The organism is Micromonospora sp. WMMD708, from assembly GCF_049315245.1.
Classification (GTDB): Bacteria; Actinomycetota; Actinomycetes; order Mycobacteriales; family Micromonosporaceae; genus Micromonospora; species Micromonospora wenchangensis.
The window spans coordinates 836209-851629 of the sequence record NZ_CP186060.1; the positions used below are offsets into that span (position 1 = coordinate 836209).

9 protein-coding genes are annotated in these 15421 nt (G+C 75.3%); 2 read left to right on the forward strand and 7 right to left on the reverse strand.

What is annotated here, in order from left to right; translation table 11 throughout:
• Positions 1–3 precede the first annotated feature (3 nt).
• Positions 4–1392 (forward strand): S8 family serine peptidase, encoded by a 1389-nt coding sequence (locus ACN260_RS03875; RefSeq protein ID WP_422754731.1) that lies wholly within the window; start codon positions 4–6, stop codon positions 1390–1392.
• A 22-nt stretch (positions 1393–1414) separates the two neighbouring features.
• Here the strand turns inward: ACN260_RS03875 and eccB are convergent, their stop codons facing one another.
• Both eccB and eccD read right to left on the reverse strand, forming a co-directional pair.
• Positions 1415–2809 (reverse strand): type VII secretion protein EccB, encoded by a 1395-nt coding sequence (gene eccB / locus ACN260_RS03880; protein WP_422754732.1) that lies wholly within the window; start codon positions 2807–2809, stop codon positions 1415–1417.
• Between the two features lie 7 nt (positions 2810–2816).
• Positions 2817–4226 carry a type VII secretion integral membrane protein EccD gene (gene eccD, locus ACN260_RS03885; protein WP_422754733.1) on the reverse strand — a complete coding sequence of 470 codons (1410 nt, stop codon included), beginning with the start codon at positions 4224–4226 and terminating at the stop codon, positions 2817–2819.
• Between the two features lie 183 nt (positions 4227–4409).
• Here eccD and eccCa point away from each other — a divergent pair, with 183 nt between their 5' ends.
• Positions 4410–8360 (forward strand): type VII secretion protein EccCa, encoded by a 3951-nt coding sequence (gene eccCa, locus ACN260_RS03890; protein WP_422754734.1) that lies wholly within the window; start codon positions 4410–4412, stop codon positions 8358–8360.
• 147 nt (positions 8361–8507) lie between these two features.
• Here the strand turns inward: eccCa and ACN260_RS03895 are convergent, their stop codons facing one another.
• From ACN260_RS03895 to ACN260_RS03915, 5 genes are all read right to left on the reverse strand, one after another.
• Positions 8508–9671, reverse strand: a complete 1164-nt coding sequence (locus ACN260_RS03895) for a hypothetical protein (protein WP_422754735.1) — start codon at positions 9669–9671, stop codon at positions 8508–8510.
• Positions 9668–10903 (reverse strand): type VII secretion protein EccE, encoded by a 1236-nt coding sequence (locus ACN260_RS03900; RefSeq protein ID WP_422754736.1) that lies wholly within the window; start codon positions 10901–10903, stop codon positions 9668–9670. Before ACN260_RS03900 ends, ACN260_RS03895 begins: the two co-directional genes overlap by 4 nt.
• Positions 10904–11012: 109 nt before the next feature.
• Positions 11013–12011 carry a glycoside hydrolase family 26 protein gene (locus tag ACN260_RS03905; RefSeq protein ID WP_422754737.1) on the reverse strand — a complete coding sequence of 333 codons (999 nt, stop codon included), beginning with the start codon at positions 12009–12011 and terminating at the stop codon, positions 11013–11015.
• Complete coding sequence (locus tag ACN260_RS03910; RefSeq protein WP_422754738.1) at positions 12008–13855, reverse strand: glycosyltransferase family 2 protein; 1848 nt, start codon at positions 13853–13855, stop codon at positions 12008–12010. The genes ACN260_RS03905 and ACN260_RS03910 overlap by 4 nt, the downstream gene beginning before the upstream one ends.
• Positions 13852–15417, reverse strand: coding sequence for a glycosyltransferase family 39 protein (locus ACN260_RS03915; RefSeq protein ID WP_422754739.1), 1566 nt, complete (start codon positions 15415–15417; stop codon positions 13852–13854). Before ACN260_RS03915 ends, ACN260_RS03910 begins: the two co-directional genes overlap by 4 nt.
• Between the last annotated feature and the right edge of the window lie 4 nt (positions 15418–15421).

The following is a 15421-nucleotide window of genomic DNA, read 5'->3' on the forward strand; positions in this document are numbered from 1 at the left end:
CACATGACGGGGTACCCGCCGGTCCGGCCACAGCCGGACGACCAGGTCGGTGCGGGCGGTCGCCCGGACCGCGCCGGCCCTGCCGCAGCGTCACCGACGGCCGGTGACACGACCGGGCCGGCCCGGGAGCGGACCACGGCCGGTGGACCGGCCCGCGCGGGGCGGCGTCCGGTGGCGGGTGCGCTCGCCGTCGGGCTGGTCGCCGCCGCCCTGGTCGGCCCGGTGCGGCCCGCCACGGCGGCACCCGACTGCGCGCCGGCCGGCGAACAGGTCGGCACGCCGTCCTGGGCGCAGCAGGTGCTCGCCCCGGAACAGGTGTGGCCGTTCAGCCAGGGGGCCGGGGTGACCGTCGCGGTGCTCGGCTCCGGAGTGGACGCCGACCACCCGCAGTTGCGGGGGCGGGTCGGCAGCGGCTTCGACGCGGTCCGGGGCAGCGGCCCGGCCGACACCGACTGCACCGGGCAGGGCACCCGGGTGGCCGGGCTCATCGTCGCCCGGCAGGCCGGCGGCTCGCCGTTCGCGGGCCTCGCGCCGAGCGCCCGGGTGCTGCCGGTACGGGTGGTCGACGACCGGGCGTCCGGTGCCGCCCCGCTCGACCCGGCGGTGCTCGCCCGGGGCGTCGACTGGGCCGTCGACCGGGGCGCCCGGGTGGTCGCGGTGACCGTGGCCACCGACCGGGACGCCGCGACCCTGCGGAACTCGGTGCGCCGGGCCGTCGACCGGGGCGTCCTTGTGGTGGCCGCCAGCGGTGACCGGGGCTCCGACGGCAACCCGGTGTCCTATCCGGCCGGCTACCCGGAGGTGCTCGCCGTCGGGGCGATCGGCCCGGACGGGCGGCGCTGGCCGAAGTCGCAGTACGGGCCGTACCTGGACCTGGTCGCGCCGGGCGTGGCGGTGACCACCACCCAGCGCGGTGAAGGACTGGTCGAGGCCGCCGACGGCACCGCGCTGGCCTGCGGGTTCGTGGCCGGCGCGGGGGCGCTGACGCTCGCCAAGCGGTCCGGTACGCCGCGCAGCGAACTGGTCAGGCTGTTGACCGTGACGGCGGTCCCCGGTGCCGACCGCACCGAGTACGGCCACGGCACCGTCAACCCGTACGGGGCGGTCAACGACCAGTTGCTGCCGCAGGCCCGACCGGCCCCACTGCCCCGGTTCCGGCCCGCCGACGACCGGCCCGACCCGGCGGTACGGGAGAGCCGCCGGATCGCCCTGGCCGGCACGGCCCTCGCCCTCGCCACCGTCCTGGTGGTGTGCGCCGTCGCGCTGACCCTGCCCCGGGTGCGGCGTCGCCGGTGGCGGGCGGCCGTCGCGCCGGCACCCGCCCGGTCGACGCCGCCGACCGATCCCGGCCCACCGGTGCAGCTCTTCGACGATCCGACGCCCGGTCGCTGACCCGGCACCGCAGGTGGGCCGGTCAGCCGCCGGTGGTGATCGACGCGGGGCGGACCGCGGCCAGGGGGTCCAGGACGGGACCGGTCGGGATTAGCATGGTCAGGCTCGGCGGCACCGTCAGCGCCCCCTGGGCCGGGTAGCCGAGCAGGCGCAACGCCTCGGCGGACGGCACCGGATACCGGATGCCCAGGTCGGTGACGATGCTGTACGCGCCGGGGCTGCCGGGTAGTCGCAGCACGGTGACCCGGCCGGCGGGGGCGGCGATCCGGTCGGCCAGCGGGATGCCGTCGGGGGAGACGGAACCGGTAGGCGCGGCCCGGTCCGCGTCGGACAGGGTGCCGCCCACGGTCAACTCCGGCGGGGTTCCGGCGTCGGCGGTGGCGGCGCAGATCTGCTGCCCCGGCTCGGGGCCGAGCAGCTTCGGCGGGGTGGCGGGCGGCTGGCCCCGGTCCGGCGGGCGGGGGACCTGCTGGCTCTTCGGCAGCGAGGTGACGTCGGAGACGGCGACCGGGACGGGTTGCCGCCCCGACTGACCGGCCTGGATGGCCTGCTGCACCGGGGTGATCGGGGCGACCCCGTCGGCGAGCACCAGGTAGTGCTGCGGGCCGGAGGCGGTCTGGGTGACCAGCACGTCGCCGTTGCGTCGCCCGGACACCTCCCGGGAGGTCTTCCCCCGGTCGGCGACGGGCAGGGCGGCGAGGTCCACCCCGGCGGGCAGCGCGTTCAACCAGGCGGTGCCGACGGGGGTCGGGGTGACCGCCCCGAACAGGGCGGGCACGACCACCCGGGAGCCCTGCACCAGGTGCCGGCGGCCGTGCCAGACCAGGTAGTTCATGCCCAGCGTGGCGTCCTTGACGAGCAGCCCGTCGTCGCCGACGCCCCGCCCGCCGGCCGGCCGGGCGGCCAGCGCCAGGGTCACCGTGTCGGTGGTGCGGCCGGCGTCGTCGGTCGTCGGGGTGGAGCAGACCGTCCACGGCAGACCGGCCCGCCGGTTCGCGGCCGGCAGCGAGGCGGGGGCGTTCGGGATGCCCATCGTCACCCCGCGTGGCACCGTGCCGAGGGTGCTGGCGGAGACGCGTACCACCGGGGTGCCGGGGCGGCCGGCCGCCAGCAGCGCGGAGGCGTAGTTGAGCGTCGGGTGCAGCCGCCCGTCCAGGTAGATGTAGGTCGCGCCGCTCTCCTTCTCGATCACCACCGCGCCGGGCTGCCGCCAACTGTTCCCACCGACCTTGGTGAGCAGCCCGTAGATGCCCACCCCGGCGGCGACCAGGACGGCGACCATCAGCCCACCGAAGAGCGCGCCGATGCCCCGACGCAGCGGCGACTGCTGCGGGTCGGTCTCGCGCATCACGAACGCGGACATCACCCGCTGGGTCATGAACTGGTACGACTGGAGCTGGTCCCGCCGCGTCGTCATCGTCGTCTCACCCGCCGATCGAGGCGAACATCCCCCGGATCGCCCCGAACAGGCCGATGACCGCGCAGGCCAGCGGGATCAACGCCATGATGGCGATCACGTCGGCGATGTCGGCGGCCCGACCCAGGTAGGGCGACGGCCGGCGTCGACTGTAGACCAGCCCGGCGACGAGCGTCAGCGCCGCCGCGGCGACCACACCGAGCCAGACGAGCACCCGGCCACCACCCGGCGCGATGCCCAGCAGCGTGGCGGCGGCCAGCGACGACAGCCCCAGCAGGCCACTGACCAGCAGCGGCACCCGCTGCGCGGCGGTGGGGAAGAGCCGCCCCCGCAGCAGCAGCGCGCCGGCGCCGCAGAGCGCCAGCAGCGCGCCGGCCGGGGTACGGTCCCCGGCCAGCAGGAACGCGATGGCCAGCGCGCCGCAGACCGAGGCGGACAGCAGCATCCCGGTGAGCAGTTCGGTGGCCCGTGCCACGGTCACGAAGACCTTCGCCCGCTCGGGCACCGGCCGGTCGGTCAGGATCTCCTCCGGCCGGTCGGGCAGCTCCGGCACCGGCAGCCTGCCCAACCAGCCGGCGATCAGCGGATAACCGGGCAGCAGACCGATCACCGTGGTCAGCGTCGCCGCCGCCGAACCGGCGGGGGAGACCCCGCCGTAGCAGAGCAGCGCGGCCAGCACGCCGGTGAGCCCGGCCGCCACCCCGGCCATGAACAGCCGCTGCACCCCGCCCACCGCGGCGTAGCCGACGATGCCGAAGACCAGCAGCGCGGCGGAGCCGAGCAGCAGGCTCGGTGCCCCCAGATCGACCAGCCGGGCGTCGTCCGGCGCGCCGAGCAGCGCCCCGCCGAGCAGCGCGTAGGGCAGGCCGGCGGCGGCCACCACGGCCCCGGCGGTGGCGTCGGGCACCGCCCGCGACAGCACCGGGCCGACGACCGCCAGCAGCGCCGCGACCCCCAGCGCCAGCAGCCCCGGGGTACGCCACGGCGCGCCGACCGCGAGCAGCGCGACCAGTCCGAACCCGAGCAGGGCGGCGGTGACCGCCAGCCCGGCCCGCCGGGTGGCGTCGTCGCTCCACGATCGACCGGTGCGCCGCGCGCCGCTGGCGATCACCTCGACCACGTCGTCGTACGCCAGCTCGGGCCACTCGTCGCGGCCGGGCGTGAGGTGCAGCAGCTCGCCGTCGCGGACGCCCTGCACGGCGAGGTTGCGGGTGGCCTCCAGCAGGGTGCCGGTGGCCCGGCGCAGCACCCACCCGCCCTGCTGTTCGCCGACGTCGCCGAGGCCCTCCCCGGCGTGCCGGAGCAGGTGCGGCAGGAGTTCCCCGACGAGCATGCCGTTGGGCAACGCCACGTCCATCCGCCGCTGCGGGGCGGCGATGGTCACCCTGGCCAGACTGAGACCGCCCGGGGCCGTCACGCTGGTCACCTCCCCGTGTGCCACGCGTTCGCGCGGCGTCTGCTGGGCCCGCCGCGGCGGTCAAAGTAGCACGGTCGCGCCGTCCGTCGGGTGGCCGTCCGGGCGCGGACGGCGGTCCCTGCCAGGGGCGACCGGTCGATAGAGTGGCCGCCGGAGACCTACGTGGTGGGAGGTACGGGGGAGATGTCGTCGTTGGTGGTCGTCAAGCGTCCACCCCGCCGGCCGGCGCCCCCGCTGCCGACCGGTGAGGTGCTCCTCGACCCGCCGCCCGAGGTGCCGGCGGCCGGTGGCCGGGGCTGGACCCGGATGCTGATGATCCTGCCGATGGCGGCGGGTGCCGCGGCGATGGGCCTGATGATGGGCATGCAGCGCGGCGGAGTGATGACCTATGTGGTCGGTGGGATGTACGGGGTCTCCATCCTCGGCATGATCGCCGTGATGGCGGTCAACCAGACGGGGCCCGGCAAACGCGAGATGATCGAGGCCCGCCGCCAGTACATGCGCCGCCTCGCCCAGCTGCGCGCCCAGGTCCGCGCGACCGTACGCCAGCAGCGGGAGGCCATCCACTACCGGCACCCCGACCCGGACTCGCTCTGGTCCACCGTGACCAGTGGCCGGCTGTGGGAGCGTCGCCGGGGTGACGCCGACTTCAGCGTGGTCCGCATCGGGCTCGGCCCGCAGGAGGTCGCCACCCCGCTGATCCCACCGCAGACCCGCCCGGTGGACGAGTTGGAGCCGCTGTGCGCGGTGGCGCTGCGCCGGTTCGTCGCCACCTACTCGGTGGTGCCCGACCTGCCGGTGGCGATCGCCCTGCGCGATTTCTCCCACGTCTACCTGCGCGGTGCCGACGACGCCGCACGGGGGCTGGTCCGCGCGGTGGTCGCCCAGCTGACCACCTTCCACGCCCCCGACGACCTGCTGGTCGCGCTCTGCGTCGACCCGGACCGGCGGGCCGGATGGGAGTGGGCCAAGTGGCTGCCGCACGCCCAGCACCCGACGAAGCTCGACGCGGTAGGTCCGATCCGGCTGTTCGCCCCGACCGTGGTGGCGTTGGAGGCGATGCTCGTCGACGTGCTGGCCAACCGGCCCCGCTTCGACCCGACGGCGACGGCGGCGGTCGCGCCCTACGTGCTGGTGGTGGTCGACGGCGGGCAGGTCGCCGGCTCCGACCACCTGATGACCGAGGGTGGGGTCGCCGGGGTGACCCTGCTGGACCTCACCGGTGTCCCGCCGCGCCTGCTCGACGAGACCTCCGTGGTGCTCGACGTCGCCGACGACGGCACCGTCTCGGGCACCACGATGGACGGCACCACCCGGGTCGGCCGGGCCGACACGCTCGACCCGGCCCGGGCCGAGGTGCAGGCCCGGGAGCTGTCGCCGCTGCGGCTCTCCGCCGCCTCGTACGCCGACCAGCCGGCTGTCGCCACCGACCTGGGCCTGGCCGACCTGCTCGGCCTCGGCGACCCCTACGAGCTGGACCTGGCCGACGCCTGGGGGAGCCGCCCCAACCGCAGCCGGCTGCGGGTGCCGATCGGGGTCAACGAGAACGGCCGGCCGATCGAGCTGGATCTCAAGGAGTCCGCGCAGGAGGGGATGGGCCCGCACGGGCTGCTCGTCGGCGCGACCGGCTCCGGCAAGAGCGAGCTGCTGCGTACGCTGGTGCTGGCGCTGACCGTCACGCACAGTCCGGAGATCCTCAACCTGGTGCTCGTCGACTTCAAGGGTGGCGCGACGTTCGCCGCGCTGGACCGGCTGCCGCACACCAGCGCCGTGATCACCAACCTGGCCGACGAGCTGTTCCTGGTCGACCGGATGCTCGGTGCGATCCAGGGCGAGATCACCCGCCGGCAGGAGCTGCTGCGCCGGGCCGGCAACTACGCCTCGCAGCGCGACTACGAGCGGGCCCGCGCGGCCGGGGTGCCGCTCGCCCCACTGCCCAGCCTGCTGATCGTGGTGGACGAGTTCAGCGAGCTGCTCAGCGCCCGACCGGACTTCATCGACATGTTCGTGCAGATCGGCCGGGTGGGCCGGTCGCTGGGCATGCACCTGCTGCTGGCCTCGCAGCGGCTGGAGGAGGGTCGGCTGCGCGGCCTGGAGACGCACCTGTCGTACCGGCTGGGCCTGCGCACGTTCTCCTCGATGGAGTCCCGCGCGGTGCTCGGCGTGGCCGACGCCTACGAGCTGCCCCGCTCGCCGGGGCACGGCTACCTCAAGGCCGGCACCGAGGGGCTGATCCGGTTCAAGGCCGCGTACGTCTCGGGGGCGGTCCGGCAGCACGGCGGGGTGCCCACCGTCGGCGGCCGGCTGATCGACCCGGTCCGCGACTACACCACCGACTACGTCCCGCTCGCCACCGACGACGAGCCGGACGAGCCGACCCGGCCCCCGGTCGACGAGCACGTCGGGGAGAGCCTGCTCGACGTGCTGGTGGCCCGGATGGAGGGGCGCGGGCCGGCCGCCCACCAGGTCTGGTTGCCGCCGCTGGAGGAGCCGCCCACCCTCGACGCGCTGCTGCCACCGGTGGTGGTGTCCCCGGTGCGGGGCCTGACGGTCGCCGCCGAGGACCGGCACGGCGCGTTGCACGGTGTGGCGGGCATCGTCGACAAGCCGCTGGAGCAGCGCCGCGACCCGCTCTGGCTGGACCTGGCCGGGGCGGCCGGCAACGTGATGGTGGTGGGCGCACCGCAGACCGGCAAGAGCAACCTGCTGCGTACCCTGGTCACCAGCCTGGCTCTGGGTAACACGCCGCGCGAGGCGCAGTTCTACTGCCTCGACTTCGGCGGCGGCACGCTGGCCGCGCTGGCCGGCCTGCCGCACGTCGGCGGGGTGGCCAGCCGGCGCGAGGTCGACAAGGTCCGCCGGACCATCGCCGAGCTGCACGGGCTGATGCAGGCCCGGGACGCGCTGTTCACCACGCACGCGGTGGAGGGCGCGGCGGCCTACCGGCGGGCCCGCCGCGAGGGCCGGTTCGCCGAGGACCCGTTCGGCGACGTGTTCCTCGTGGTGGACGGCTGGGCGGCGCTGCGCGCCGAGTTCGAGGACCTGGAGCCCCTGGTCACCGAGCTGGCGAACCGGGGTCTCGGCTACGGCATCCACATCCTGGCCGCCACCAACCGGTGGATGGACGTCCGCCCGGCGGTGCGGGACATGTTCGGCGCGAAGGTCGAGCTGCGCCTCGGCGAGCCCGCCGACTCGGTGATCAACCGGCGGGCCGCGGTGAACGTGCCGGAGCAGCACGGCCACGGGCTGACCCCCGACGGCCTGCACTTCCTCGCCGGCCTGCCCCGCCTCGACGGCCGGCCGGTGGTCGACGACCTGCCGGACGCGCTGGCCGACCTGGTCAAGCGGGTGCAGCAGCACTGGACGTCGGCGGGTGCCCCGGCCGTCCGGCTGCTCCCCGCCGAGCTGCCCTTCGAGGCGCTGCCCGCCGCGCAGGGTGGCGTGATCCCGATCGGCATCGCCGAGACCGACCTCCAGCCGGTACGCCTCGACTTCACCGCCGAACCGCACCTGCTGCTCTTCGGGGACGTCGAGTGCGGCAAGAGCACGTTCCTGCGCGGGCTGGCCCGCAGCATCGTCGAGGGCAACGACCCGGCGGCGGCCCGGATCATCCTGGTCGACTTCCGGCGCAGCCTGCTCGGCGCGGTGGAGTCCGAGCACCTGATCGGCTACGGCACCTCCCCGCAGGTCACCGCCGACCTGGTCAAGCAGGTGGCCACGGTGATGGGGGAGCGGTTGCCGGGGCGGGACGTCACCGCCGAGCAGCTACGCGACCGCAGCTGGTGGAAGGGCCCGGAGCTCTACCTGCTGGTCGACGACTACGACCTGGTGGCCGGGGCGGCGCTCAACCCGCTCGCGCCGCTGCTGGAGTACCTGCCGCAGGCCCGCGACATCGGCCTGCACCTGGTGCTGACCCGGCGGATCGGCGGTGCCGGGCGGGCCATGTTCGACCCGGTGATCGGGCGGATCAGGGAACTCGCCTCCCCGGGCATCATGATGTCCGGTCCGCGGGAGGAGGGCGCGCTGTTCGGCACCGTCAAGCCGCAGCGGCTGCCGCCCGGCCGGGGCTGGCTGTTCACCCGCCGGCACGGCGCCCAACTCGTCCAGCTCCCCCTGGTGCCCCCGGTCGGCTGACGTCACCGGCCGGGGCGGGCCGAATGCCATGATCGACCCCAATGGGGCCGAGCTTGCGGTGTCGGCCCGCTCCGATACCGCTGCCCCGCCACAATGGCGACTGGCCCAGAGCCGGGCGGTGGCCGGCGTCGACGACGGCGCTGCCCGTCAGCGACGCGGCGCGCCCAGCAGGTGCTGCTCGACCGGGGTCTGACTGATCCACAGGTGCCGGTCCGCGCCGCCACCGACCAGGGTGAGCATGTCGTCGGCCATCACCTGGAGGAACCGGCCGCTGTCCGGCGGCAGCCGCAGCGCCTGCTGCGCCGTGACGGACTCGTCGGCGGAGAGCCGTTGCAGCACGCAGAGGTCGCTGTCCCGCAGGGCGGACGCGGTGCCCGGATCGAGCCGCCGCACCACGGTCAGCTCGGCCTGCCACGAGCCCGGGGCCGCCGCCCCGGACGCGGCCGGGCGGGTCGCACCGGACGGCAGGTCGCGCACGATCAGGGTGGGCTGCTGCGGGGTACCGTCGGTGGGCACCGGCCGGTCGTCGGCGCGTACCTCGACCCGGCCGAGCGCCGCCGGGCCGAACCCGGCCCAGGTGGTCGGTTCGGTGGTGAGCACGACGACCCGGGCACCCAGGGCCAGCGCCCGGAAGGCGACGAGCTGACCCGCCCACACCCCGCCGACCAGGGTGACCCGGGTCGGTTCCGGGCGGAACAGGCGGATGGTGACCGCCGCCCGGCGGCGGTCCGCGCCGAGCACCAGACCGGCCGGGAGCGGGCTCGGGCTGAGCCGGGCGAGAGCTGCCGGGGAGACCGCGTGGGTGCCGATCCGCAGCCGGGGCAGCCGCCCGGACGGCCCGCCCCGACCGGGTGCGTCCCCGACCTCGGAACGGCTGGCCGGCGGTGGGCCGCCGGGAGCGGACGGGTGGCTCTGCGGGGCGGCCAGCGGACTGGCCAGGGCCCGGGTCAGCGGGTCGGCGGTGGCCAGCGCGGTCGCGGCGGCGGTACCGGCCGCGTCGGCCCCGGCCTCCGCGTCGACCCGGACGCGGGGCGCACCCAGCACCGGCGCGTCCGCTCCGACCGGCGGCGCGGTGACCGGTGGTGCGGGCACCGGCGGTGGTACGGCGGCCGGGGCGACCGCCCCACCCGGGTACGCCCCGGCCACCGCCGGCCCCTGCGGATACGGTCCTCCGGACGGGTACGGCTCACCGGCCGGCACCTGCGGGTACGGCCCGGCGGACGGGTCCCGGTGCGGCCCGGCCGGCTGGTCGGTGGAGGTGCCGAAGGTGGCCGGCACCGCCGTACGCCGGTCGTCTCCAGGGCCGGTCATCCCGCGCCACCTCCCGTCGGTGCCGACGCGTACACCGCCGGACCGTGTTCGCCGTCGAGCGGGAAGAGTTCCCCGCCGGCCTGCCGTACCCCGTCGACCGCCGGCCCGCACAACTGCGGCAGCAGCTCCGCTGGCCCGGTCACCCGGACCAGGCCGCGCAGGTCGAAATCTTCACCCGGACCGTTCGTGGCCACCGTCAACGACACCGTCACCAGCGACGCCGGCAGGGTCTCCAGCCAGCCCAGCATGGCCGCCGCCCGGTCGACCGGCGGCCAGCGGCGGATCCAGAACGAGCGGTGCGCGAGCGGCCCGCAGTGCCACGCCGACCACTCCTCGCGGACCCCGGCCGTGCCGGCCGGGACGCCGGGGGTGAAGCCGCAGGACCGGCCGACGGCGGCGAGCAGGCCGTGCGCGTCCAGCAGCCGGTGCCCGACCCCGCTGCGCCGCAGCGACCTGCCGGTCTGGCGGGCGAGCGCGGCCACCACCGAGGGGGCGATGCCCAGGTCGACCGCGTAGTCGCCGACCGCCTCGGCCAGCGCACGGGCGTCCAGCCGGACCGCCACCCAGGTCGACCGTACGGCCGGGACCGGGGTGCCGCCGAGACCGGTCAGCAACTGCCGGTAGGACTCCCGGGCCGGGGCGGTCGGGTCGTCGGTCGGACCGCCGGCCGGCACGGTGCTGGTCACCACCTGGAGCACGGTGCCCGGCTGGCCGGATTCGGCGAGCGCGGTGGCCAGCACGTCAAGCGGCAGGCCGGCCGGCGCGTCACCGGTCGGCCCGGAGCCGTCGACGGCGGCCACCGCGAACCAGCCGGCGTCGTCGCGGGCCACCCCGATCCGGGTGCCGTCGGCCAACGTCACGGTGCCCACCGACAGGCCGGGGGCGAGTCGTTGCAGGGCGTCCAACCCCGGGTCGGCGGCGACCGGGACCGTCGCGGCGGCCCGTCGCCGCTGGTGCCGGGCCAGCACCCGCTTCTCCAGCCACCAGCGGCCCCGCGAGCGCAGGAACACCACCGTCAGCAGGAGTACGCCGCACAGCGCGGCGACGACCAGCACCGGCATCCCGAACAGTCCACTGGCGAGGACGCCGAGCAGCACCGCCTCCAGCAGGAGCAGTTGCAGCACGTGCAACTCGCCGATCCGGCCGGGCCGGCGGCGGGGGGCCAGGTGTACGCGGGCGTCGGGGCCGTCGGGCCGGAGTGCGGCACCTGCCGGCCGTGGTGCTCCGGTCATCTCCGGCTGCCCCCCAGACGCCTCGACCCGTTCGGCCCGCCCACGGTGGGCCGTCCTCATCATAGGAACCCGACGCAGCGCCCCGGGGCCCGTGGGTGGGCGGCCCGGGTCAGTCGACCCGGAAGCCGGTCCGGGGGTCGGCCGCCGCCCCGGACCGGTACGCGGCGAGCGCCGGCTTGTCCGAGTCGATCACCCAGTCGCCGGAGCCCTTCTGGTTGAAGTAGACGAAACCCAGCAGGTCGGGGCGTTTGCGCAGGGCGGTGAAGAGTTCGTCGACGGCCCGACGACGCATCGCGCCCGGCTCGGACCCGGTCTCCACGATCAGCAGCGGTCGGGCGGTGAACTTCCGCACCTGGGTGATGGTGGGGCCGAACAGGTCGTCGAAGGTCTGCTCGCCGCGCCTGGTGAAGTACCCGTCGATGCCGACCCAGTCCACGTACGCGTCGCCGGGGTAGAGCGGGGCGAGCTTCACCGACGGGACCGGGTTGACCACGTTCGGGGTCCAGGTCCAGATCACGTTCGTGGCGTCGGCGCGGGCGAAGACGGCGTGGATGTGCCGCCAGGCGGCGACGAACTCCCTGGCGGTGTTGTCGTGCGCGCCCCAGGAGTACCAGTGGCCGTTCATCTCGTGCGCGATGGTGAGCGCGACCGGCAGGTTGAGCCGGCGTACCGCGACGGCGAACTCCACCAGGTACGGGTCGTGCCGCCCGGCGGCGATGTCCTTCAGCTTCGCCTTGAACGGTTCCCAGCGGACGATCGGCAGTGCGCCGTACCGGTGGACCCGGCGGACCTCGGCGGCGGCGAACTCGTCGTCGAAGCTCTCGTAGATGGTGATGATGTTGGGTTTGCTGCCGACCAGGTCGGCGAACCGGTCGACCCGGCTCATGTCCTGCGGCGCGCCGCTGAGCGCCACCCCCAGGTAGCGGCCCTGCGGCTGGACCAGCGGGCGGACGTCGTACGCCGGGGGCGGGCCGGTGGGGGTGGGCGACGCGCTGGGTTCGGTGGCGAACCGGGCCGGCCGGCTGGCCGGACTGGGCGCGAGCGCGGCGTAGCCGAACACCCCGATCACGAACATCGTGACGATGGTGAACAGTTGCCGGGAGGTCACCGGGAACGCTCCGGCCGGATGTCCCGCGCCGGCTTCACCAGCAGCGCCTGCAACGCGACGGCCAGGTAGAACGCGCCACCGAGGAAGGCCGGCGCGAAGGTCCACAGGTCGTCGGTGATCATCCGGTGGGCCGCCAGGCCGGTCCACAGTGCTCCGCTGCCCGCCGTGCAGACGGCCATTCCCCACCACAGTCGACCCGTCCTGTTCTTCCGTCCCGTGCCGCCGGTGGGCTGCCAGCCCATGCTCTGCCCGCGCAGCAGGTCCCAGATGGCGAAGGCGTGCGACCAGCCGTAGATCATCTTCACGGTCCACGCCTCCACCCGGTACGCGCACCGGTGCCACAGCGGGAACACCACCAGGTTGTAGACCAGGCTCGGCACGATCCACAGGTAGTTCGCCGGGGCCACCGACTGCGGAAACCAGGCCAGCAGCACGATCGGCACCAGCGGCCCGACGAAGGTGAACAGCGCCGTGTGCAGGTAATAGCAGAAGCCGGAGAGGTACGACAGCCGGGTGCGCAGCCGCATCCGGGTGTTCCAGAACTTCGTCGACCCGAGCAGGCTCATCGAACCGGCGCACCAGCGGTACTGCTGGGTGAAGAACGAGTTGACGTCGGCCGGGCACAGGCCGGTGGCCAACGGCACCGGAAGGTAGCGCAACCGCCAGCCGCGCCGCCGCATGTCGAACCCGGTGTGCACGTCCTCCGAGTGCTCGATCAGCGTGGAACCGCCGATCGCGTCGAGCGCCTCCCGGCGGTAGAGCGCGCAACTGCCGACGCAGATCGCCGCCTCGTGGTGCTGCCGGGACACCTGCACCATCCGGTAGAACAGCTCCTGCACCGCCCCGGCCCCGCGCTCCAGCCACCCCTGGCCGGAGTGCACCCGGAAGTACTGCGGGGACTGCACGATCCCGAGATCCGGCTCGGCGGCCAGGTAGGGCACCATCTCGTCGAGCATGTCGTGCCGGGGGGTGAAGTCGGCGTCCAGCACGAGGATGTGCTCGCCCAGCGTGCGCTGGTACGCGTACCGCATGTTGCCGGCCTTCTTGTACCAGCCCCGGTTGGGGCGGCGCTGGTAGACGAAGCCGAAGGCGAGCGCCATCGCCTCCCGCTCGTCGGTGGCCGAGTCGTCGAGCACGTAGACGTGCACCCGGCCCGGGTAGTGGTCGACCATCCGGCTGACGTGCTCCCAGGTGTTGCGCAGCACCTCGGTCGCCTCGCCGCAGACCGGCAGGAACACGTCCACCGACGGGTGCACCGGCGGGCGGAAGTCGCGGACCAGCCGGCGGTGCCGCTCCAGGTCGAACCCGGGCGTGCCGATGTTCACCGTCGCCGAGATCAGGTAGTAGAGGACGGTGAAGCCGAACAGCGGCAGCAGCGCCGGCAGCCAGGGTGCCATCCGGACGAAGAGCAGCTGGCTGGTGAGCAGCCCGGTGAAGCTGACGAACGAGGCGATCATCAGCACCGGCAGCCGGCGGTGCCGGTAGGCGGCCTTCTCGTCGTCGTCCGGCGGCAGCGGCAGGGACGGGTCGACGCCCGCCGGTCGCCCCAGCGCCGTCGGTGCCACCGCCTCCCGCGCCGACGACCCCACCGGGGCCGGAGCGGCTGTGGTCGGTGCGGCAGGGGCCGGCACCGCCGCCGGCCCGCGCGGGGTCGGCACCGCCGCCGGACCCCGACGGGTCGGCACCGTCACCGGGTCCTGCGCAGCGGGGGCCGGCAGCGGAGCACGCGCGGCGGGAACCACCGCCGGGCGACCCCCTGCGGTCCGCCCCGGCCACGACGGCGGCACCGGACGGTGGAACTCCGTCGTCTCGTCGGTGCGGCCCCCGCCGGCCCGGGTGCTCACCTGCCCACCTCCGGCTTGCGTACCAGCAGGGCGATGCTGAAGCCCCGGACCCGCCAGGTGCGGTCGACGACGTACGGCTTGAGCGCGGCCTCCTTCGCCGGCCCGATCCGCTGCACCGGATCGTCGAGGGCCCCCTTGCGGACGACCCACACCCGCTCCGGGCGACCCAGACACACCGGTACGTCCCGGTCGGCGCACTCGCGCGCACCCAGGGTGCCCTGCCGGCGGGCCGGTACGGTCATCAGCACGTCCCGGGGCCGCCAGCTCTCGTCGACGTACCGGTTCACCGCGTCCCGGCTGGTGCGCTGGTCACCGGCGTCGAACGGGCCGTACACCAGGGTGTCGCCGGGGCGCGCGTGCGCCCGCAGCACGGCGGCGATGTCCTTGGTGCCCTGGCTGTGGCCGGTGACGCCCCGGATCTCGACCTGCACCGGGATGCCGAGCAGGCCGACCGCCAGCATCGCGGCGGTGCCCCGCAGCAGCGAACTGCGCCGCAACGCCAACGAGGCGACGAGCGCCCAGGCGGGCACCGTGAACAGCAGGTAGCGCGGCAGCCAGAGCGGGGTGAGCTGGGCGGCGAGCAGCAGGCCGACGGTGGGCAGCACCAGCCAGGCGGTGGCCACCGCCGACCGCTGGCGCATCGACATGCCGAGGAAGGCCAGGGCGAGCACCGCGCCGGCGAGCAGCGGCCCGCCGAACAGCGCCTCCGGCGTGTCGACCAGCCGGTCCAGGGTGACCGGGGGAATCCAGTTGATCTGCGTACCGGTCTGCTGCCGGCCCAGCCACAGGACGGGCAGCACGGGCAGCGTGCCGGCGACGGCCGCGCCGAGCCAGCCGACGAAGCCGCGCCGGCGCTGCGCCCCCCGCCAGGCCACCAGCGCGTGCGCGAGGAGCAGCAGCAGGCCCACCAGGTGCATCAGCCCCAGCAACGCCACCACGGCGGAGTACCCCGCGTAGCGCAGGAACCGGGGCCGTTCCAGCAGCCGGACCAGCAGCAGGGTGGCAAGCGCCGCGGCGCACACCGCGAACGCGTACGGCCGGGCCTCCTGCGCGTACCGGGAGGTGGTCGGCAGCACCGCGAACAGCAGGCCGGCGACCAGCCCGACCCGCAGCCCGCCGATCCGCAGGCCGATCGCGGCGACCAGGCCGGCGGCCGCCGCCATGGCCAGCAGCGACGGCATCCGCAACGCGACGTCGGAGCTGCCGGCCAGCGCCACCCAGCCGCGCATCAGCAGGTAGTACGGGCCGATGGAGGCGTCGACATTGCGCAGCACCGCCACGAAGTCGTCGAATCCGACGGTGACCATGCCCCAGGTGGCCAGCTCGTCCTCCCACAGGCCGGGCCGGTTCAGCCCGACCCCGCCGAGGACGGCGACCACGGCCATCGGCAGCAGCCGGGCCAGGTGCCGCAGCCAGGGTGCGTCCAGCGGTTCCGGCGGGGCCGGCTGGTCGGCCTCGGTGGGCCGCCACGGGGCGGCCGGCTCGGGTGGGGCGTCCCGGACCCGGACGATCAGGGCGGTCGGCGCGTCGCTGCGGGCAGCGGTGCCCCCGGTGGGCGACATCCCG

Coding starts and splice junctions, on each gene's coding strand:
- eccB (WP_422754732.1), bottom strand. CDS start 2,809: ATGACGACGCGGCGGGACCAGCTCCAGTCGTACCAGTTCATGACCCAG.
- ACN260_RS03895 (WP_422754735.1), bottom strand. CDS start 9,671: ATGACCGGCCCTGGAGACGACCGGCGTACGGCGGTGCCGGCCACCTTC.
- ACN260_RS03875 (WP_422754731.1), top strand. CDS start 4: ATGACGGGGTACCCGCCGGTCCGGCCACAGCCGGACGACCAGGTCGGT.
- ACN260_RS03900 (WP_422754736.1), bottom strand. CDS start 10,903: ATGACCGGAGCACCACGGCCGGCAGGTGCCGCACTCCGGCCCGACGGC.
- eccCa (WP_422754734.1), top strand. CDS start 4,410: ATGTCGTCGTTGGTGGTCGTCAAGCGTCCACCCCGCCGGCCGGCGCCC.
- ACN260_RS03915 (WP_422754739.1), bottom strand. CDS start 15,417: ATGTCGCCCACCGGGGGCACCGCTGCCCGCAGCGACGCGCCGACCGCC.